The organism is Nitrososphaera sp., assembly GCF_013388945.1.
GTDB lineage: Archaea > Thermoproteota > Nitrososphaeria > Nitrososphaerales > Nitrososphaeraceae > Nitrososphaera.
In genome coordinates this window covers 20,700-39,366 of the sequence record NZ_JACAEH010000009.1, presented here as the reverse complement: position 1 = coordinate 39,366, position 18,667 = coordinate 20,700, and the positions used below count along the sequence as shown (strand labels likewise).

The 18,667-nt window shown below is 53.5% G+C and carries 24 protein-coding genes; 22 read left to right on the top strand and 2 right to left on the bottom strand.

Going from position 1 to position 18,667, the window contains the following annotated elements:
• Positions 1 to 26: 26 nt before the first annotated feature.
• The 13 genes from HXY31_RS05620 to HXY31_RS05565 all read left to right on the top strand — a co-directional run bounded on the left by HXY31_RS05620 (position 27) and on the right by HXY31_RS05565 (position 8,239).
• A complete protein-coding gene (locus HXY31_RS05620) occupies positions 27 to 500 on the top strand; it encodes a NusA-like transcription termination signal-binding factor (RefSeq protein WP_292640677.1) in 474 nt (157 codons plus the stop codon).
• Positions 493 to 930, top strand: a complete 438-nt coding sequence (locus tag HXY31_RS05615; protein ID WP_292640674.1) for a 30S ribosomal protein S12 — start codon at positions 493 to 495, stop codon at positions 928 to 930. Before HXY31_RS05620 ends, HXY31_RS05615 begins: the two co-directional genes overlap by 8 nt.
• Positions 927 to 1,532 carry a 30S ribosomal protein S7 gene (locus HXY31_RS05610; protein WP_292640671.1) on the top strand — a complete coding sequence of 202 codons (606 nt, stop codon included), beginning with the start codon at positions 927 to 929 and terminating at the stop codon, positions 1,530 to 1,532. Before HXY31_RS05615 ends, HXY31_RS05610 begins: the two co-directional genes overlap by 4 nt.
• Before the next feature lie 232 nt (positions 1,533 to 1,764).
• Positions 1,765 to 1,983, top strand: a complete 219-nt coding sequence (locus HXY31_RS05605; protein ID WP_292640669.1) for a sigma factor-like helix-turn-helix DNA-binding protein — start codon at positions 1,765 to 1,767, stop codon at positions 1,981 to 1,983.
• On the top strand, positions 1,973 to 2,236 hold the full coding sequence (locus HXY31_RS05600; RefSeq protein WP_292640666.1) for a hypothetical protein: 264 nt from the start codon (positions 1,973 to 1,975) through the stop codon (positions 2,234 to 2,236). Before HXY31_RS05605 ends, HXY31_RS05600 begins: the two co-directional genes overlap by 11 nt.
• A complete protein-coding gene (locus HXY31_RS12355; RefSeq protein ID WP_366933082.1) occupies positions 2,229 to 2,435 on the top strand; it encodes a helix-turn-helix domain-containing protein in 207 nt (68 codons plus the stop codon). Before HXY31_RS05600 ends, HXY31_RS12355 begins: the two co-directional genes overlap by 8 nt.
• Entirely contained in the window at positions 2,374 to 2,661 is a 288-nt protein-coding gene (locus HXY31_RS05595) for a hypothetical protein (RefSeq protein ID WP_292640663.1), read from the top strand. Before HXY31_RS12355 ends, HXY31_RS05595 begins: the two co-directional genes overlap by 62 nt.
• Positions 2,662 to 2,857: 196 nt before the next feature.
• On the top strand, positions 2,858 to 3,037 hold the full coding sequence (locus HXY31_RS05590) for a hypothetical protein (RefSeq protein ID WP_292640659.1): 180 nt from the start codon (positions 2,858 to 2,860) through the stop codon (positions 3,035 to 3,037).
• A 31-nt stretch (positions 3,038 to 3,068) separates the two neighbouring features.
• On the top strand, positions 3,069 to 3,743 hold the full coding sequence (locus HXY31_RS05585; RefSeq protein ID WP_292640657.1) for a hypothetical protein: 675 nt from the start codon (positions 3,069 to 3,071) through the stop codon (positions 3,741 to 3,743).
• 95 nt (positions 3,744 to 3,838) lie between these two features.
• On the top strand, positions 3,839 to 4,084 hold the full coding sequence (locus HXY31_RS05580) for a hypothetical protein (RefSeq protein ID WP_292640653.1): 246 nt from the start codon (positions 3,839 to 3,841) through the stop codon (positions 4,082 to 4,084).
• Between the two features lie 24 nt (positions 4,085 to 4,108).
• Positions 4,109 to 4,618 carry a DUF4062 domain-containing protein gene (locus HXY31_RS05575; RefSeq protein ID WP_292640650.1) on the top strand — a complete coding sequence of 170 codons (510 nt, stop codon included), beginning with the start codon at positions 4,109 to 4,111 and terminating at the stop codon, positions 4,616 to 4,618.
• Positions 4,619 to 4,843: 225 nt separating this feature from the next.
• On the top strand, positions 4,844 to 7,141 hold the full coding sequence (locus HXY31_RS05570; RefSeq protein WP_292640648.1) for an FTR1 family protein: 2,298 nt from the start codon (positions 4,844 to 4,846) through the stop codon (positions 7,139 to 7,141).
• A 33-nt stretch (positions 7,142 to 7,174) separates the two neighbouring features.
• On the top strand, positions 7,175 to 8,239 hold the full coding sequence (locus tag HXY31_RS05565; protein WP_292640646.1) for a patatin-like phospholipase family protein: 1,065 nt from the start codon (positions 7,175 to 7,177) through the stop codon (positions 8,237 to 8,239).
• On the opposite strand, the gene HXY31_RS05560 is transcribed toward HXY31_RS05565, so the two are convergent.
• Positions 8,226 to 9,077, bottom strand: a complete 852-nt coding sequence (locus HXY31_RS05560; RefSeq protein ID WP_292640644.1) for a pirin family protein — start codon at positions 9,075 to 9,077, stop codon at positions 8,226 to 8,228. The two genes, HXY31_RS05565 and HXY31_RS05560, sit on opposite strands and share 14 nt — an antisense overlap.
• A 193-nt stretch (positions 9,078 to 9,270) precedes the next feature.
• On the opposite strand from HXY31_RS05560, the gene HXY31_RS05555 reads away from it, so the two are divergent.
• A complete protein-coding gene (locus tag HXY31_RS05555) occupies positions 9,271 to 9,543 on the top strand; it encodes a hypothetical protein (protein ID WP_292640641.1) in 273 nt (90 codons plus the stop codon).
• On the opposite strand, the gene HXY31_RS05550 is transcribed toward HXY31_RS05555, so the two are convergent.
• Positions 9,540 to 10,487 carry a replication factor C small subunit gene (locus tag HXY31_RS05550; RefSeq protein WP_342816499.1) on the bottom strand — a complete coding sequence of 316 codons (948 nt, stop codon included), beginning with the start codon at positions 10,485 to 10,487 and terminating at the stop codon, positions 9,540 to 9,542. The two genes, HXY31_RS05555 and HXY31_RS05550, sit on opposite strands and share 4 nt — an antisense overlap.
• Positions 10,488 to 10,669: 182 nt before the next feature.
• Between HXY31_RS05550 and HXY31_RS05545 the strand changes: the two genes are divergently transcribed.
• The 8 genes from HXY31_RS05545 to HXY31_RS05510 all read left to right on the top strand — a co-directional run bounded on the left by HXY31_RS05545 (position 10,670) and on the right by HXY31_RS05510 (position 18,667).
• Positions 10,670 to 11,203 carry a DNA replication complex GINS family protein gene (locus HXY31_RS05545; protein ID WP_292640637.1) on the top strand — a complete coding sequence of 178 codons (534 nt, stop codon included), beginning with the start codon at positions 10,670 to 10,672 and terminating at the stop codon, positions 11,201 to 11,203.
• On the top strand, positions 11,196 to 13,268 hold the full coding sequence (locus tag HXY31_RS05540; protein WP_292640727.1) for a minichromosome maintenance protein MCM: 2,073 nt from the start codon (positions 11,196 to 11,198) through the stop codon (positions 13,266 to 13,268). The genes HXY31_RS05545 and HXY31_RS05540 overlap by 8 nt, the downstream gene beginning before the upstream one ends.
• 20 nt (positions 13,269 to 13,288) lie before the next feature.
• Positions 13,289 to 13,732 (top strand): hypothetical protein, encoded by a 444-nt coding sequence (locus HXY31_RS05535; protein ID WP_292640635.1) that lies wholly within the window; start codon positions 13,289 to 13,291, stop codon positions 13,730 to 13,732.
• Between the two features lie 103 nt (positions 13,733 to 13,835).
• Positions 13,836 to 15,965, top strand: a complete 2,130-nt coding sequence (locus tag HXY31_RS05530; RefSeq protein WP_292640633.1) for a DEAD/DEAH box helicase — start codon at positions 13,836 to 13,838, stop codon at positions 15,963 to 15,965.
• On the top strand, positions 15,962 to 16,969 hold the full coding sequence (locus HXY31_RS05525) for a UDP-N-acetylglucosamine-1-phosphate transferase (RefSeq protein WP_292640631.1): 1,008 nt from the start codon (positions 15,962 to 15,964) through the stop codon (positions 16,967 to 16,969). The genes HXY31_RS05530 and HXY31_RS05525 overlap by 4 nt, the downstream gene beginning before the upstream one ends.
• 2 nt (positions 16,970 to 16,971) lie before the next feature.
• Positions 16,972 to 17,196, top strand: coding sequence for a hypothetical protein (locus HXY31_RS05520; protein ID WP_292640627.1), 225 nt, complete (start codon positions 16,972 to 16,974; stop codon positions 17,194 to 17,196).
• 59 nt (positions 17,197 to 17,255) lie between these two features.
• Positions 17,256 to 18,203 carry a lamin tail domain-containing protein gene (locus HXY31_RS05515; protein WP_292640624.1) on the top strand — a complete coding sequence of 316 codons (948 nt, stop codon included), beginning with the start codon at positions 17,256 to 17,258 and terminating at the stop codon, positions 18,201 to 18,203.
• 116 nt (positions 18,204 to 18,319) lie between these two features.
• The gene (locus HXY31_RS05510; protein ID WP_292640622.1) at positions 18,320 to 18,667 is read left to right on the top strand and encodes a P-II family nitrogen regulator; all 348 of its coding nucleotides are present in this window, start codon (positions 18,320 to 18,322) and stop codon (positions 18,665 to 18,667) included.

Here is an 18,667-nt window from a genome sequence, read left to right as displayed (position 1 = left end):
TCTTTAACGCCAAGAGGGACGCTCTGATGACAGAGATCAAGCTGACGTCTGACGAGCTGAAACTCATCTCGCTTTTCTCGAGCGTGACTTCTGCCACTGCGCGCGACTGCATAGTCGACGACAAGATGGACCGCGTCATCTTTGTTGTGAACAAAGGGCAAATGGGATTAGCAATAGGCAAGGGCGGCGCGACCATCAAGCAGCTGCAGAACGTGGTAGGCCGCAAGGTCGAGCTGGTCGAGTTTTCAGACGACCCTGCAGAGTTTATCCGCAACATGCTTGGCGGCGACATGGTGAGCGACGTGCGCATGAACGAGCGCATGGACGGAAGCCAGCAGGCCATAGTGACGGTTGACGCCCGGAAAAAGGGCGCAGTTGTGGGCAGGGAGGGGCGCAACGCCGAGAAGGCCAGGCTCCTTGCAAAGCGATACTTCAATATATCCAATGTTTTGATTACAAGTCCTGAACAGCAAATACACAGGGTGAATATGGATGGGTAAATCTCCACTAGGGTTATTCGCAGGCGGCGTGCTCCGAAGCAAAAAGAGCCGCGGCAGATGGGCGGACAAGTACTACAAGAGGCGCATGCTCATGCTCGACAAGAAGGCAAACCCGCTTGAAGGGGCGCCGCAGGCAAGGGGCATCGTGCTAGAGAAGGTTGGCATCGAGTCCAAGCAGCCAAACTCTGCCGTGCGCAAGTGCGTCAGGGTTCAATTGATAAAGAACGGCAAGTCCGTGACCGCATTCCTTCCAAGGGACGGCGCGCTCAACTTTGTAGACGAGCATGACGAGGTCATCATAGGCGGCATCGGAGGCTCGATGGGCGGCGCTATGGGCGACATCCCCGGCGTCAGGTGGCAGGTCTTCAAGGTAAACGGCGTTTCACTGAAAGAGCTCGTATACGGCAGAAAGGAGAAGCCGAGAAGATGAGCGGAAAAGAGCAAGCAAGCATCCTGCTTTTCAACAAGTGGGACACGAAGGAAATAGACGTAAACGACCTCGGATTAAAGACTGCAATATCTCTGAGGCCGGCCGTGCTCCCGAACACCTTTGGCAGACACGAGCACCAGAGGCTGAAAAAGGCAGAGGTCAACATCGTCGAGCGCCTCGCAAACAAGATGATGCACTTCGGCAAAAAGTATGCCAAGAACACCGGCAGGATGGGAGGCAAGAAGGCACGCGCGCTCAACATGGTAAGGACTGCCTTTGACATTATCCACCTTGAAACCGGCAAGAACCCTGTAGAGCTCTTGGTCAGGGCGATAGAAAACTCGTCGCCAAACGAGGACACCACGCGCATAGTCTACGGAGGCGTCGTGTACCACGTTTCAGTCGACGTCGCGCCACTGCGCAGGGTCGACCTGGCGCTGCGCTTCATCGCAGAAGGCGTGAAAGAATCGGCATACAGCAGCCCGCAGACTGTTGAAGAAGCGCTGGCAAAGGAGATAATCCTGGCGTCAAACAACGACATGGCAAGCCATGCCGTCAAGAAAAAGAACGAGCAAGAAAGAATCGCGATGGCTTCAAGGTAAGAGTTTCTTACCCGCCACTTTTCTATCTTTTTGAACAAGCTTTTTTATGTCTAAACTGCTTGCTCTGAACCTGAGTTGTATGCCAAATTACTGTTTAGATAATCCGCGCAAAATTCGACTTAATTCACTATAATGCGATAAAGTTAAGAGCGAGTATATTAGTTATTTTTTCATAAACCGGGACATGCGAAGTGAAAAATCTTCTAGATCCAATGATATCGAGCTTGATCTATTGAAGTCTATCGACGCAAAACTAGATTCTGTAGTTAAACTTCTGATTTTCAACGTAGTCAGCGATCCTAATCAGACAAAAGCAATACAATGCCTCGCCAAGGCAGGTATGAAATATGCTGAAATCGGCGAGTATTTTGGCTTATCTGAAGATGCGGTAAAGAAGCGAATTAGCAGATTCAAAGTCAAGATCAAGACGAGGAAAGAAAATGAAGAATAAGAAAATTGAAGTGTCAGAAAAACGAGATCCGACTGCAAAGCGACTAGACGCCATAATCAGACTCTTGCTTGATGGTCAATTGGCAAGTGAAAAAAACAAAAGGATAACTAGAATTGACCAAGTACTCGGATTACATTCTATTGGACTTACTGATACTGAAATTGGAAATATTATTGGGTATGAACGAAAGAATGTGGCGGCCATGCGTACCAATGCAAAGAAGATGAAAAAACGTGGGAAAGCGAATGAGTAAGAACGAAGAAATGAAAGATGATAGAAAGCTAGGCGATATTTCAAAACGGTTAGACATGATAATCGTGCTTATGCTAGCAGACCGTGGTCTGACGCAGTCGGAGATTGCTAAAATTCTAGGAGTCAGCTCAAAGACAATTGAAAGGTTATTCGCCAGTTCTTTCAACAAGATTCAGAGGAATAAGAATGACAAGGAATAATCCGGAAACTAATAGTGAAGATGCATTAAGTAATCGACTTGACATAATAATTATGCTATTACTGGATAGACAAAGAACGCAAGATAAGAAAATAACAAAAGCCGATCAAATTCGCATGTTATACTCTGGTGGTTTGAAAAGTGTTGAGATTGGAAAACTGATTGGCTGGCCAGATAGTGCAGTCCGAACAGAAATTAGCAAAATGAGGAGAGATAAGAAGAAATGAATGAAGTACAATTTGACGCAATAAACAAAAAATTGGATTTAATGACGAAGGCTTTGTTATTGAATCTAGTTAAAGACTTAGAGTTTAAAGACAAAGTTCATTCTCTTAGCAAGATTGGATTGAAGGAATCAGATATTGTCAAATTACTGGGCGAAAAAAGAGCAAGAGTGAATTCAGCTTTGAGGCAGACTAGGAAATGAGCGATAACGAACTCAAAGAGCTACAAGACATCAAGAAACTATTGGTAGTCCAATTACTTGTGAATGGTGTTGCTGCTTCTGATCTGGCGGAACTTATTGGAATGGATCCTGCGGACTTTAGTAGAGCTTTTCCTGCTAGAAAGCTGCTCAAGAATCTAAAGAAAAACTCTAGATGATTAGATGCTAAATCTGGCTATTCTCAAGTACTTGGTAAAGAAGACAGGCAAGAAAGAGAAAAGTGTGCGGAACGGGCTCGCCAAGCTTCACCAGCGATATAGCAGTCTAACAATGAATCAGGTGGCTCAGGTCTATGCATTAGAGCGCGGGCTTTCGGTGAGGTCAAAACTTACTCCGGAAGAGAAAAAAACTTTCCCTCATCTGGATATTCAAAAGCCTACGACTATAATCAAGAAAACCGCTAGTAATGATAAGAAACGGCAAGTTAAACAGTTCATCAAATATGATACTGTAGACCCATTCATCAGAGCTCATATTGATGAGGTTAACAAATGCTATACTTTTGGAGCATATACGGCGGCCTTCATATTATGCCGCAAGATTATTGAGAATCTGCTTACCGATATTATAAGAAAGAAATTTCCGCAAAATACACTGGCAAACATCGAACTCTATTTTGATACTTCGCGAAGAAGAACTAGAGACTTTTCGGAAATCTTGAAGAACCTACGAACTCGCGCAAATGACTTTGGCGCGGAAAAAACACTGCTTGAACGTATTCTGACCAAGGCAGATGTATTCAAGGACGACGCTAACGACAAGGCACATTCATGGTATCATATTGTAAAAAGGCCGAAGGAACTGGAAGATGCAGAAGTCCAAAGCATTATTGACATGATCAGTACCTTGGAGAAGAAAATATAGATGTTCGACTGGGCTTGTCCGATCTATAACATGCGAACAGGCTTAAATATTTGCATGACAGCGGTCAAGATAGCAGGTACGGGTGAGCATGAGATTTGAGCGAAAATACTGCTGAACTTGTAGAACTGAGAAGAATAATCAAGCGGCTCGATGTGCTTATTAGCATGATGCTAATGTCCGCCGAACCCAGCGATGAAGTAGCAACCGCCAGAAAGGTCGAAATCTTGAACGCCGCGGGTCTCCGTGCAAGTGAAATTGCCCAAATTTTGGGCATAAGTCCAACTCATGTTTCAGTGGAATTGAGCAGGCTGAGAAAAAAGAGTGCCAAGAAGAAGAAATAGTGGCATATCTTTGGTGAATACTTTTTGAACGAAGATAAGGTCGAACCTATCAAGGTATTCATAAGCTCATCTCAAAAAGAGTTTGAGAGACTCCGGAAAAATCTGAAAACAGAAATAGATGATGTTGAGTTAGCCTACCAAAAAATGCTTAGAGCCATTCTAGTTGAATCCAAGAAAGGAACTAGCATCCAATCAGACATTGACGAGGGCCTTAGTGACTCTGCTATCTATGTTGGTATTTTCGGACAAGTGTACTCCGAAATTACGGTAGAAGAATTCAGGAAGGCATATTCAAGAATGATGCCCGTCTTGATTTACAGATTTAGAAAGAACAAGAGAATAAAGTCTGTTATTAGGGGCCGCAGCAACGTCGATGAATTTCTTAGAGCAGAAGTGAAGCAATATGATATCCGAATAAGAGGACCATTTTCTAACGAAACTGCATTGATAGAGGCCGTAATTACTGACTTGGGTTTCCTAATTGCGAAAATGGTAAAAGAATCTGCAAACATAAGGAGAACAATCGGTCGCTAATTACCCTTACGACCGTATCTGCCTACGCCAGAGCGCAATATGATTAACCCGATTGAAGCGCACTCTTTTTCAATAAATGCTTCAAGGTAAGCCTCCCCTTCTCATTTCCTGCAAGCGCAAACATGGTTTAAATATAGTCAGGAATTAGGTAAGCCTAATTGTGCCGCCCTGCGGGCGGTCCGGTGGTTTGAGATGAGAAAAATTGCTCTGGCGTTGGTTCTGTTGATGTCCGTCGCGCTTGTTGCGCCCTCTGTCGCATCGGCACAGACAGACGACGCCCGCGCGCTCATCATCATCGTCAACATGGAGCGTACAAGGGCACAGCTCTTGCTTGCAGAAAACGCGGTCAGCGCAGGCGACTCTGAAGGCGCGTTTGCACACGCGTTCATACCGCACAGCGTTATCTTTCCTACAGCTAAGCCGCAGCTGCAGGCCGTAGACAGTCAAGCATCGGGGCAACTCGAAGCGGCGCTGACGGATCTCCCGCTCAAGATAAAGTCAGGCGAGCTGTCAGGTGAGCAGGCAGTTGCTGAAATCAAGCGCATTGAAGGGATGATAGACGGAATCCTTGCGCTTCCAGCGCTTGCCGCAGACAAGGGAATGATATCGCAGGCAGTCGTGTTCTTGCTGCGCGACGCGGTCCAATCATACGAGCTTTCAGAATCCGGCGCAAATACAGTCGATTACGAAAACGCGCAGGGGCTGGTGAATGTGGCTGCGTCGAGGTATCAGGAAATATCCAACCAGATAGACAACAGGCGCAACGGCGAGATAGTGACATTCTTTATAGAAATTGAGACCAACCTTGCCCAGAAGGCCCCGGTAGAGGACGTGAGGCGCCTTGCCGACGCAATAGAGCGCGACCTTGCCGAGGATCTGACGGTGAGCGAGGGCGCGACCGGCGGCCAGCACACGCAGTACTTTGCAACCATCCGCGAGCTCTTGGCAAAGGTCGTCGATTCGGTAAAGGCCGGCGACTACAAGGCCGCGGACCAGGCCGCAATAACTGCGTACCTTGACAACTACGAGTACCTGGAAGCGCCGATTGAAAAGCACAACCCTGACCTGATGGTCACAATAGAGATAGAGATGCGCGAGGAGCTTCGCAGGATGATAAAGGCCGGCGACTCTCCTTCTGACATAGAAGAATTCGTCAACGGCATACTTCCCAAGCTTGACGAGGCAGAGGCGATACTTGACAGCGACCCGGAGCTGCAGGGGACAAGCAGCTCTACACAAGCAGGCTTTGCAAACATTGAAGGCCTGAGCCAGGGCTTTGGCACCTACCAGGGCGAGCGCCTTGAAAGGGGAGAGGCTGAAGACTCTGCCAAGGCCGAGGTCAGGGCACACATAGACCAGATAAGGATAAAACTTGACGAGACACTGCGCCTGTACCAGGAGGGGAACAAGGAAGGCGCTATCCTCACTGCAAGGTCGGCCTACCTTGACAGCTATGAAAACGTCGAGCTCCCGCTCAGGCCAATAGACCCCGACTTTACGCTTGAAATGGAGATCAAGTTTGCGGAACTGCGCAACCTGATGCAGGCAGGCGCGCCATACGAGCAGGTGCTTGCCAAGACTGCCGAGATAAAGCAGGGACTGGACGAGTCGGAGCGCCTCGTCTCGGGGACGGGCATAGTGGCGCCCACCATAGCGTTTTCAACTTCGTTTTCCATCATCTTCAGAGAGGGGCTGGAATCCGCGCTCATAGTGGGCGCCATCCTTACTTACCTTGAGGCTTCAAGGAACGAACGCTTCAAAAAGCACGTCTACTACGGCATAGTCCTTGCGTTTGCAGGCACCGCCGCGACCTGGTTTGCAGCCGAGTACATCATCGACATTTCTGGAGCCGGCAGGGAGATGATAGAGGCCATCGCAGGCATCTCTGCGGTAGCGGTGCTGTTCTGGGTCAGCTTTTGGATCCTGAACAAAGTAGAGACGAAAAAGTGGATCGAGTTTGTAAAAGCCAAGGTGTGGAAGGCCACGACCACCGGCAGCGTCATGGTGTTTGTCATGCTCTCCTTCTTTACGGTCTACAGGGAAGGATTTGAGACCGTGCTTTTCTACCAGGCCATGCTCTCGTTTGCAAAATACATGGAGTGGTACGTGGCAGCTGGCCTAATTTCAGGACTCGGAGTTATAGTCGGGACGACCTTTGTCGTGCGCAAACTCGGAAAGAGGCTGCCGCTTCGCGTGCTCTTCGGGCTCACCATGGGAATCGGCGCATACATGTCAATCGCGTTCATGGGCAACGCGGTGCGCGAGTTCCAGGAGATAGGCTACCTCCCGACCACGCACATGATTGGCACCATCCCGAGGCTTGACATCAACCTTGCCACCATGACTGGCATCCACCCCACGCTGGAGACGGTGGTCGCGCAGGTGATTCTCCTTGCCGTGTACCTTGCCGGTTCGCTGTACGTCCTTGTCCTGAAGCCGCGGCGCCAAAAGCTAGTAGAGTCTGCAAGAAAGTCCCGCGCCGACCTTGTCGAAAAGGCCGACATCGACGTCGAGGATCACTAGCGCTTAAAAGCCCGCAAGCCGCACCGGTACACGATGCAGATAAAGGACATCTACAAGCCCGAGTTTGAGACGGTCCTTGTGATGCAGGGCGGGGGCTCGCTTGGAGCCTACGAGTGCGGCGTCTACAAGGCGCTTGAAAAGCGGGGCATAAAATTTGACGTCGTGTCCGGGACATCTATAGGCGCGGTAAATGCGGGCATCATAGCCGGCTCAAAAAGCAGCAATCCTGCAAAGGACCTTGAAGATTTCTGGCTCCACATTTCAGAAAACGTGACGCCGCCGTTTTCTGACGTGTTTCGCAGCATGACTGCTGCGGCCCTCAGCGCGTTTTACGGCAACCCGAACATGTTCCAGCCGCTGTGGAGTCCGCTTGTGCCGCCTGCAAGCATGCCCTACCTTTACGACCTTGCGCCGCTCAAAAAGACGCTTTCTGACTACATCGACTTTTCCCGGCTTGCGCCCGGCACAAGTCCGCGGCTGATAGTCACGTCGACTGACATAAAGACAAGCGAATCGGTGGTGTTTGACAGCCACAAGGCGCAGATAACCGCGGACCACCTCGCGGCTTGCGCCGGGTTTCCGTTCTACGGCATTGCCTGGACAAAGGTCGACGGGCGCTACCTGTGGGACGGGAGCCTCATGAGCAACACGCCCCTGAGGGAGGTCATACACGCCTCGCCCAAGTGCGACAAGCGCGTCTACCTTGTAAACCTCTTTCCTGCGCGCCAGGACAGCCTGCCGGAGAACCTGCTCGACTCGCTCCACAGGGCGCGGGACATCATGTACACGGACAAGACGCATCACAACATCAGGATGTCAAAGACCATCAAGCGGTACCTGACTCTTTTGAAGGAGATGCACGACATGCTGTCAAACATCCCGCTTGATGACGAGATGAAGGAGAGGTTCATGCGCATCGAGCAGGAATACCACAAGGTAGCCACAGTCAGGGGCGCGATAATAGACCAGGTGGTAAAAATAGAGCGCAGAGAAGACGTGCATTTTATCTTTGAAGATGCCGACTTTTCCGTGCCAACCATAAAGAGACTGATAAGGCAGGGCGAAGACGACGCCGAGAAGGTGCTCAGCGCGCTATGATGCCCATCCTGCCCTGGCTGTAATCCTCAATCGCCTGCTGTATCTCCTCTGCGGTGTTCATGACAAACGGGCCGTAGCGGACGACAGGCTCGTTAAGAGGGGCGCCGCCTATCAGGAGCACGCTCAGGTCAGTCTCGGCAGCCACAGAAACACTGTCGCCGTCCCTGTTGAAGATAACAACCTGACCCCTGCCTGCCTTTTTGCCGCCGAAAGTGCCACTGCCGTCAACGACGTAGGCAAACGCGTTATAGTCTGCGGGGACCTTTTGCTCGAATTTTGTTCCCTGCTTTAGCGTGACGTGCAGGTACATTATGGGGATCCTGGTGTCGATGACTGCCTTTTTCCCAAGCGACTCGCCGGCTATGACGCGGATCTTGGCGTTTCCGCCTTCGGCGACCGGTATCTCCGACGCTGGGATTTCCTGGTACCGTGGCTGCATCATCTTGTCGCGCCTCGGCAGGTTGACCCAGAGCTGAAAGCCATGCAGCCTGCCCCCTGTCTTTGCAAAGTCTTTTGCAGGCATCTCCGAGTGCACGACGCCGGACCCTGCGGTCATCCACTGCACGTCGCCGGGAGCAAGCCTGCCTGCGTGGCCCCGCGAGTCCCTGTGCTCAAACTGCCCCTCAAGGAGGTATGTGACAGTTTCAAAGCCGCGGTGCGGGTGGTCCGGAAAACCGCCGAGTTCGCCGGGAGCAAAGTCCTTTGGGCCCATCTCGTCAAGGAGCAGGAACGGGTCGATTTCGCGCAGCGCGCCGTTCGGGAACGCCCTGCGCACTATGACGCCCTCGCCTTCGAGGGTTTCCTTGCCGTTTGCTATATTTTTTATCGATCTTTCCACGCAATCATATAGTCGGCAGTGTATTTAAACTCAGTAGTAATAACTTACCAGGTCTGTCAACCTGACCTTACCTGGTAAGCTCGCGCTAACCTGATTTTCGCAATTTTCTGGCGAATTTTGCGATATATCTTGAACCAGAGTTCGAAAAAAAGAACGCTTATAAAAAAGGACTCTTCCTATACCAAGTCGAATATTGGCAAACACCTCTTTCCGGGTGCAGGCGCACAAGTTCAGCCAAGAGAGCATACAGACGACCCTTGTATGCTCAAAATGCGACGAGGTCTTCCAGAAGGAATTCCCCCTTGACCTCGAAGGGCAGACTATAGAGTTCAAGTGCCCGGTGTGCGGCGCGCCCGGCGAAGCAGACCTTCCATACAAGAGCGCGGAGGAGCGCGAGGAGCTGGAGGAAGACTTTGAAGAGGTGGAGGAAGAGGAATCGGGCGAAGAGTTCGAGGAAGAGTACTAGTTCTTTTTCAGCCTTCCAAGCTGCGCAAGCAACGCTGCTAATTGTATTTCAGGGTGCGCGCCGGACGCAAGCCTGTAGTCGTACTCTGCCATGAGCGCGGCAAACTCGCCGGGGTTTTCAAGCTTCATGTCGTATGCTTCCTGGTTTGCATATTTCAAAAAGTCGGTCTCTGACATGCCGTACACCTGTGTAAGTTCGAGCAACTTTATGCGCGCTTCGTTGAACTTGCCTGCAAGCGCAAGCTTCAGTATGTCGCCCACCTTCGACCTGCCCGAAAGGCCGATTGCGGCGTTCACGTTTGCAGCGTTGACAGCGCCCATGCCGGCTGCTGCCTGCATCACGTTTATCGAGTGGCGCAGGTCGCCTCCAGTTGAATCATAAATCTGCTCAAGCGCCTTCTCGTCGGCCTTTACCTTCTCCTTTGCAGCTATCATCTTCAGGTGCTCTATGACGTCGGCCTTTGGCAAGCGCGTGAACCTGAAAACGACGCACCTGCTCTGGATTGGCTCGATTATCTGCGAAAGATAATTGCAGATTATGATGAACCGGGTGGTCCGGGCGCTGTCCTCTATAATCCTGCGGAGCGCAGTCTGCGCCTCTGATGTCATCTCGTCGGCCTCGTCGAGTATGATTATCTTGGGCTTGTCAAAGTCCTTGTCGGTAGCAAGTTTCACCGATGCCGCAAACTCTTTGACACGCTCGCGCACCATCTTTATCCCGCGCTCGTCAGACGCGTTCAGCTCAAGCGTGTTCTTGCGCCATTCGTCGCCGAGTATCTCCATTGCTATGCAAAGCGCCGCGGTTGTTTTCCCTACGCCTGCAGGACCTGAAAAGAGCATGTGCGGTATGTCCGGGCTCCTTACAAGATTGGTGATGCCCTTTATGATGTCTGACTGGTTGACTATGTCCTCGAGTCTCTTTGGGCGGTACTTTTCCGTCCACATGAGGCTGGCAAGGTCGCTCTTTTTGGACAAGCACTCGAATGAAAGCGGCCAGCGAATTAATAGATTGCTGTCACGCTCTCGTTGCAAAATTTTCAACGGCAAGCTCCAGCTAGCTGGGAGCTTAGCTAAAGCTCGCCCAAGAAGAGATATAACGGAACTGTTGCCTTTACAATTTACCTGAGATGGCCGACGCGACTTCCGAGCCCAAGATTCAAGCTATACAGGATGTCTACCGCATCGGCTACATGAACGAGGAAGTCCGCATTTCATACAAGAAGGACGTGAAACTGACGGTGGGGAGCGTCGCAGTCGACGCCAAGGAAGGCGACATGTCTTCAATCCCGCGCTGGCTTGCAAAGATGCTTGAAAAAGAGGGCGCCGTGGAGATACAGCACAACGACACGGCGGCATACATATCGCGCACGCTAAATCGCGAGAGGATATCGAGGCCGCACGACCTGTCAGGCATCGACATCGACTTTTACGTCAGGGTAAACGACTACCTGGAAGGCCTCAAGGACCGCGAGCGGGACAGCCTCGTTGTTTCATTGAACACGTTTGTCGCTTCGCGCCTTGGCAAGATTGTAAAACTTGCGGCCGCGTCACCTCTTTCCGGCGAGCTTGAAGGCAAGCTTGCGGCAGAAGAGCGAGAACTTTATCACGTCATACACGACGCCTCGACGAAATTCAAGAAAGGGGTGCTGAACTCTGGCTGAGCAGCAGGCCACGACGGCGGCGTACGCCGACAAGCTGAAGGAGTTTCTTCAGGCGTTCCGTGACAAGGACGGAAAATACCGCTACTTTGAAAAAATAAACGACATGATGGCAGAAAACGCCCAGTCGCTTGTGGTCGACTACATCGACTTTGACTCGTACAACCCAGACCTCGCAAAGATGCTGACACACAAGCCCGACGAAATGCTGGCCGCGTTTGACGAGGCCGCGCTTTCAGTCCTTCGCGAGATTCACCCTGACTACGAGCAGGAAGTCCGGGACAAGATAAAGGTCAGGATAGGCAACTACACCGTATCAAAAGGCCTGCGCGACATAAATGCCGACCTGATAGACAAGCTGGTGAGCGTTTCTGGAATGGTGGTCCGCTCGTCGGAGGTCAAGCCGCTTGCAAAAAAGGTGACGTACAAGTGCACCAACTGCGGCGCGCCCACAGAGTCGGTGCTCAAAGGGCTGGTCCTGAAAAAGCCGGTGAAGTGCTCGGCCTGCGGCGAGAAGGAGCTTGAGATGGACCCGGAAAACAGCATATTCATCGACTTTCAGATGGTGCGCCTGCAGGAACTGCCAGAGGACCTACCGGCAGGGCAGCTTCCGCATTACGTCGAAGTCACGGTCATGGGCGACCTAGTCGACCAGTGCAGGCCCGGCGACAGGATAATGCTCACCGGCATCATCAGGATAGAAGCCGAGCAGCTGGCGCCACAGGTAAAGACCAGCCTGTTCAGGCTTCGCATGGAAGGAAACAACATCGAGTACCTGGGAGGCAGGGCCGGAAGCAAGGACACCCGGACAGTCGAGCGCATAGCGATAAGCACGGAAGACGAGAGGCAGATCCAGACCATTGCAAGCAAGCCAGACGCTTACGAGAAACTCGTCGCCTCGTTTGCTCCACACATCTACGGTCAGGAAGTCATCAAGGAGGCGATCCTCCTTTTGATAGTAGGCTCGGTCACAAAGAAACTGGAAGATGGCTCGACGCGCAGGGGCGACATCAACGTGCTGCTCGTAGGCGACCCCGGTACCGCAAAGTCAGAGATGCTAAAGTTTGCAGCTAAGATAGCGCCCCGCGGCCTGTACACGTCCGGCCGCGGCTCGACTGCAGCAGGCCTGACAGCGGCAGTAATCCGCGACAAGTCCGGAATCATGATGCTTGAAGCCGGCGCCGTTGTCCTGGGCGACCAGGGTCTCGTCTGCATCGACGAGTTTGACAAGATAAAGCCCGAAGACCGCTCGGCGCTCCATGAGGTGATGGAGCAGCAGACATGCTCTGTCGCAAAGGGAGGCATCGTAGCGACGCTCAATGCTAGGACGTCGATACTTTCAGCGGCAAACCCGATGTACGGCAAGTACGACCCGTACAAAAACATCACTGAAAACGTGAACCTGCCGGTGCCGTTGCTTACAAGGTTTGACCTGATATTCATAGTGCGCGACATCCCTGAAAAAGACCGCGACAGCCTGATTGCAAGCCACATACTGGAGATCCACCGCGACGCAGAGCACGCCGCCAAGCCGGCGATAGAGATTGACCTGTTTTCAAAGTACCTGACGTATGCCAAGGGAAAGGAGCCGGAACTCACGACGGAAGCCATAGACATCATCCGCAGCTACTACATGGACATGAGAAAGGCCGAGTCGGAGGGCATGATAACAGTCACGCCGAGGCAGCTTGAAGGGCTTGTCAGGCTTGCTACTGCACGCGCAAGGCTCCTGCTGAAGGACAAGGTGGACGCCGACGACGCAAAGAGGGCCATCTACCTTGTCGACCAGATGTTAAAGACCGCCGGAGTCGATGTCAACACGGGCAAGATGGACGTCGGCGTGCTGTACGGCAAGCCGCAGAGCGAGGTGAGCAAGCAAAAGCTGTTCATGGAAGTGTTCAACGGGCTTTCGGGCACCGACAACAGCGAAGTGGAAGAAAAGAACCTGGTGGCAGAGCTTGCCAAGACCGGCAGGTTCTCGGAGGAGGAGGCAAGGGTGCAGATAAACAAGTTCTCAAGGGAAGGCAGGATATACGAGAGAAGGCCCGGCTTCTGGGCCAAAGCGTAGGGTTGCTCCGGTTCACCCGCGTGGCAGAGGCCGGATTTTCAGGCGACTTTAAGCAAAAGGTACTGAATGTATATTCGCTCTTTCCAGAATTGCAGGACGATGAAATAACATGTGGTTTTATCAGAAAGGGCTCGCGCCTCCTGGGGACTGCGCGGGGCTGGTCGGGACAGATAGCGCTCCAGCCAAACGTGGGCCGGATGACTATTGCGCACGAGCTGACGCACCTTCTGCAGGGAAACGGCGTGCCGCACGGCGAAAAGGCGTGCGACATCTGGGCGCTTGCGCGCCTTCCACGCGACATGCTGGACGAGCGGCCGTACTACCTCTTGCGCCACTGGCACCTTGAGAGGTGGCTTCGCAACAGGGCGCAGGCAAAGTCTCTGTGCGAGCAGGCAATCGAGGTGCGCAGGACCAACAGGACATACATCAAGTGGCTGTCAGCCCAGCTACGGCAATTAAGATGATACTATGTAAATAACCCATTGTTTGGGCTTGCATGCAAATCGTATGTAAATTGCATGCGCCAATTAAGATAATACCGGGTGCGTCTGATAACATCAAGGCCGCATGCAACAGGACAGCACCGTTGGCGCCATACTATCAAGCCTTGGCTACGATTCGCTCTACCCGCCGCAGGAAAAGGCGATAGCCGCAGGAATCCTCGACGGCAAGAGCGTGCTTGTCACCACGCCTACTGCAAGCGGCAAGACCCTGGTAGCCATGATGGCGATTGCAAAGACCCTACAGAAGGGCAAAAAGGCCGTCTACCTCACGCCTTTGCGGGCTCTTGCCAGCGAAAAGGCGCAGGACCTGAGGGCGCTTGAGGCAGTAGACCTTGGCACGGGCCGCAAGCCCAACGTCGCGGTGTCAACCGGCGACTATGATTCTGCAGGCAAGGAGCTTGCGTTTTCCGACGTCATAGTCCTTACAAACGAAAAGATGGACACGCTTTTCCGGCACGGCGCAGAGTGGCTTGGCGACGTGGGGCTGTTTGTTTCAGACGAGGTTCACCTGATAGGCGACAGGGAGCGCGGGCCGACACTTGAAATGATGCTCACCAGGATAAGAAAATTATATCCTTCTTCGCAGCTGCTTGCGCTTTCAGCCACCGTCTCTAACGCCGACGAGATCGCCGACTGGCTCTCGTGCGGTCTGGTGGAGAGCAGCTGGCGCCCCACAAAGCTGGTAGAGGGCGTATACGAGTACGGCTCTGTCAGGATGAGCGACAGCACGACGTTCCGCGTCGAACAGACTGCAAACGCCGCGGTCGACCTTGCAATCGACTCGCTTGACGGCGGCGGCCAGGCGCTGATATTCGCAGAGACAAGAAAGCGCGCGGCGTCGCTTGCTGCAAAAGCCGCGGAAGGGGTGTACAAGCGCCTTGACAAGAGCACAAAGGAGCAGGCGGCCAGGGCGTCTGCAGAGATACTTGACAGGGGCGACGACGCCGAGATAACGCATACGCTTGCGCAGCTGGTCGCAAAGGGCGTCGCGTTCCACCACGCCGGCCTCGGCCCTGCAAGCAGGCAGATAGTGGAAGACTCGTTCAAGCAGGGAACGGTGAAACTCTTGACTGCGACGCCCACTCTGGCAGCAGGCGTCAACCTGCCTGCAAGGCGCGTGGTGGTCGCAAGCATATTGCGCTACGACGCCGCTTACGGCGGCAACGTCCCGATAAGCGTCATGGAATACAAGCAGCTGTGCGGCAGGGCGGGCCGGCCAAAATACGACAAGGCCGGCGAGGCCATCATAGTAGCCGAGTCGTCGGTTTCAGGCGACGAGCTTTACGATCATTATGTTCTTGGCACGCCCGAGCCTTTGAGGTCGCAGCTGGCAAGCGACAGGGCAGTCAGGTTCCACCTGCTCTCGACCATTGCGTCCATGCCGGGCATGAAGAGGCCGGAAATAATGTCCGTGTTTTCAAGCACGCTTTTTGCCCGGCAGTACCGCGAGTCGACGGTCCAGTTCAAGGTCGAGTCGGCGCTTGAATATTTAGAGTCAGAAGATCTAGTCAAGCAGAAAAGCGACAGGTACGTCGCAACCGAGTTTGGCAAAAAGACGTCGCTCCTTTACATCGACCCGCAGACTGCCGTCGCCTTCCGCGACGCGCTTTCCAAGGTGGAAAAGGGCAGGCGCAAGCACGCGCTTGGCTTTATACACCTGCTGACACAGAGCCCGGACTTTTACCCGACGCTTTCGCTCCGCAAAAAAGACTATGACGAGGTCGGCCTGCTTTTGCAGGAAAGGCAGGGCGAGCTCCTGTACGACGTGAGCGAGTACGACTGCTCCCGCAGCTTCTGGGCGCTTGCAGAGTGGGTGGAAGAGACAGGCGAGCGGATAATGGGAGACAGGCTCGGCGTGGAGCCGGGAGACATGCACAGGATGGTCGAGACGGGCCAGTGGCTTGCACACGCGCTGTACGAAGTAGCCAAGCTGTCCGGCAGGGAAGACCTGCTTGCCGAGCTTGCAGGCATGCGCACCAGGATACGCTACGGCATAAAGGAGGAGCTGATGCCGCTTGTAGCGCTTGAAGGCGTTGGCAGGGTGCGCGCAAGGGCGCTTTATTCCGCGGGCTTTGTAGACGTTTCTGCAATTGCCCGGGCGCCGCAGGCAAAGCTGGCGTCGGTGCCCAAGATAGGGCCTGCGGTGGCAGAAAAGCTGAAGGTGCAGCTTGCCGCAAGGAGGCAGGCGCAATGACAGAAGGCTACCTCGTGCTCATTTACGGGGCGGTGGTTTCGGCAGTCTCCTTTCTTGCCGTGTATTTCCTCATGCCTGTGACGATAAGGTCGCTTGTGGCAAAAGGCAAGGTGGTGCAGGACTACCACAAGCCGGGCAGGCCGCCGGTCCCCCGGCCGGCAGGGCCGGTGCTGATGGCCGGCATTGCAGCGGCAGAGCTTGCGCTCTTTGCGCTGACGATGAACCTTGGCGTCTTGGCGATACTTGCGTCGACTGCCATCGCGTTTGCAGTCGGATACGTCGACGACAGGCGCGTCATGCCTGGCTGGTTCAAGCCTGCCGCCCTCCTGCTTTCCGCGGTCCCGATAATAGCCCTTGGCGCGCACGGCAGCTACCTCAACCTGGTGTTTGGAAGCGCCCTCATCCCGCTGCTATACATCCCCCTGATTTTCGTGATAATGCCTGTCGCCGGCAACACGATGAACTCTATCGACGTCTTGAACGGCGTGGCAAGCGGCGTGCTTGTCATAGCGTGCGTGCCCCTGCTTGCGGCATGCGCGATATTTGGAAACCTTGACGTTTTACTTGCCGGCCTGCCGCTGCTGTTCGGCGCGCTGGCGTTCTTCAAATACCACAAATACCCAAGCAAGATCTTCCCCGGCGACTCTGGCACGCTGCTTTTTGGAGCAATGTTCGGCGCGCTGGCAATAGCCGGCAAGGCCGAGATAATAGGCGTGGTCGCGCTTCTGCCTGCCGTGATAAACTCGTTCCTGTTCCTCTCAAGCGTCAAGCGCCTCGCAGAGCACAGGGAGATAAAGGCAAGGCCGGTCACACTACTTGACGATTTCAGGCTTGCAGCTTCAAAGGACAGGGCGGCGCCGGCGACGCTTGTCAGGCTCATAGTCGCAGATGGGCCTCTCTCTGAAAAAGAGGTGGCGCAAAAGATATTCAGGCTCGCCGCGTTTTCGGCCGGGCTTGCCTTTGCGACGATAGCCCTGCAGTACTATTTCCTGGTGGTGAGGTGAGGGTGGGGCTAGCGATTCTTGTCACCGTAATGTGGGTCATGCTCCTTGCCATAGCGGCGTTTCTCGTGCTAGTTGTGGCGCCTCTGGAGTCGGTGGCAGACGGGATGCCCAGACTAGCCGTGTCTGCAATTCAGGCGGCGACTGCCATAGCGGCTGTCATCCTCTTTGTGTTTGCACTCAGCAGGCTCAAGCGGGCCTACATGAACAGAAAGATCCCTCGCGTCTAGAGGCGGAATTCATAATCATTAATATACGCTTCAGGGATGCTCAATTAGCACCTAAATAAATGTCAAAAACGGGACTTGCAGTGACGCTGGTGGTTGGCCTCATTGGCGCAGGGTTGGTTGGCGCTATCCCCGCAAGCGCGCAGGGAAACGAGGAGCAGGTAAGCCAGCCTGGCGGCTCGGGCACCAACGTACTGATAAACGAGGTTGAGATGAACCCCCGCGGGAGGGACACGGGAAGGGAGTGGGTCGAGCTTTACAACCCCACGTCGTCTGACATCAACATTGGCAACTTTGCCATCCAGACCCAGGTAAGGCCGTTTACAATCACAATACCTGCCGGGACCGTGATCGGGGCAGGCCAGTTTTACGTGGTCAAGGTAGAGGGCGAGAGATTTTCAATAGTGGAAACCCTTGCCCTTGTCGATTCTGCAGGCAGGACGCTTGACACCACGCCGTCGTCGCTTCTTGACAGGCGCGACGACGCAAGGACGTGGCAGAGGATACCCGACGGCTCTAGCACGTGGCGCTTTACCGCCGGCACGCAGGGCGAACCAAACGATCCTGCCACCTACCAGAAAGACGCCGAGAGGGCGTCAGAACCCGCGCCGGCTACAAGCAATCTGGCGCCGGCTTCTCCCCGGTGTCTCGGCTCGGCGCTCTGCATCGAGGGCAAGGTGATAAAGATGGTCGACACCGACACCATCTATGTTCAAACAGACAAGGACACGTACAAGGTGGACCTGTCCCTCACAAAGGTGTCAAGGAATGACAGGAACTACGAGAGCGGCTCCAAGATAACCAGGTACAACTGCCTTGGAAGCAGCGTCCTCGTGGACCAGGACGACGGGCAGATAAAGGGCAGAAACATCGTGGGTGTAGTCTACTGCGGCTCGCACAACCTCAACCAGGAACTGCTCGACAGCGGGTTTGTGGGCCTCGACTACAGACAGTGCTTTGTGAGCGAGTTTGCAAGCCAGGACTGGGCGGTCCGCAACGGCTGCAAGTGATATATTTTTTGCCGATTTTATGATAATTGCACCGTTTGATCGCTCTTGGGTAATATTGAAACTGCCCAGACAAATTGTTTGAAAACCTTATATCGTAACCTACTTTAGAACGTGCCATGAAGCGTATAGAGGCAGTTATCGCCAGTGAAAAGACAGACGCCGTCAACGATGCACTCAAGAGTGCGGGCGTGAGTGGCGCGACGATTCTCGACGCAAGAGGCAGGGGCAGGGGCGAAAAGCCGCGCGTAGCAGGTGGCAGGGGAACCTCGTCGCACGTGGCAGAGTTTTCGACCAGGGCTTGCGTTATAACCGTGGTTAACGACGGCGACGTCGACAAGGTGGTCAAGGCCATACTGGACGCGGCAAGCACGGGCGCAGCCGGCGACGGCAAGGTCTTCATCTCCTCAGTTGGCGAGGCAGTCGACATCGGTTCTAAAAAGCGCAGCCAGACCGGGATGGTCTGA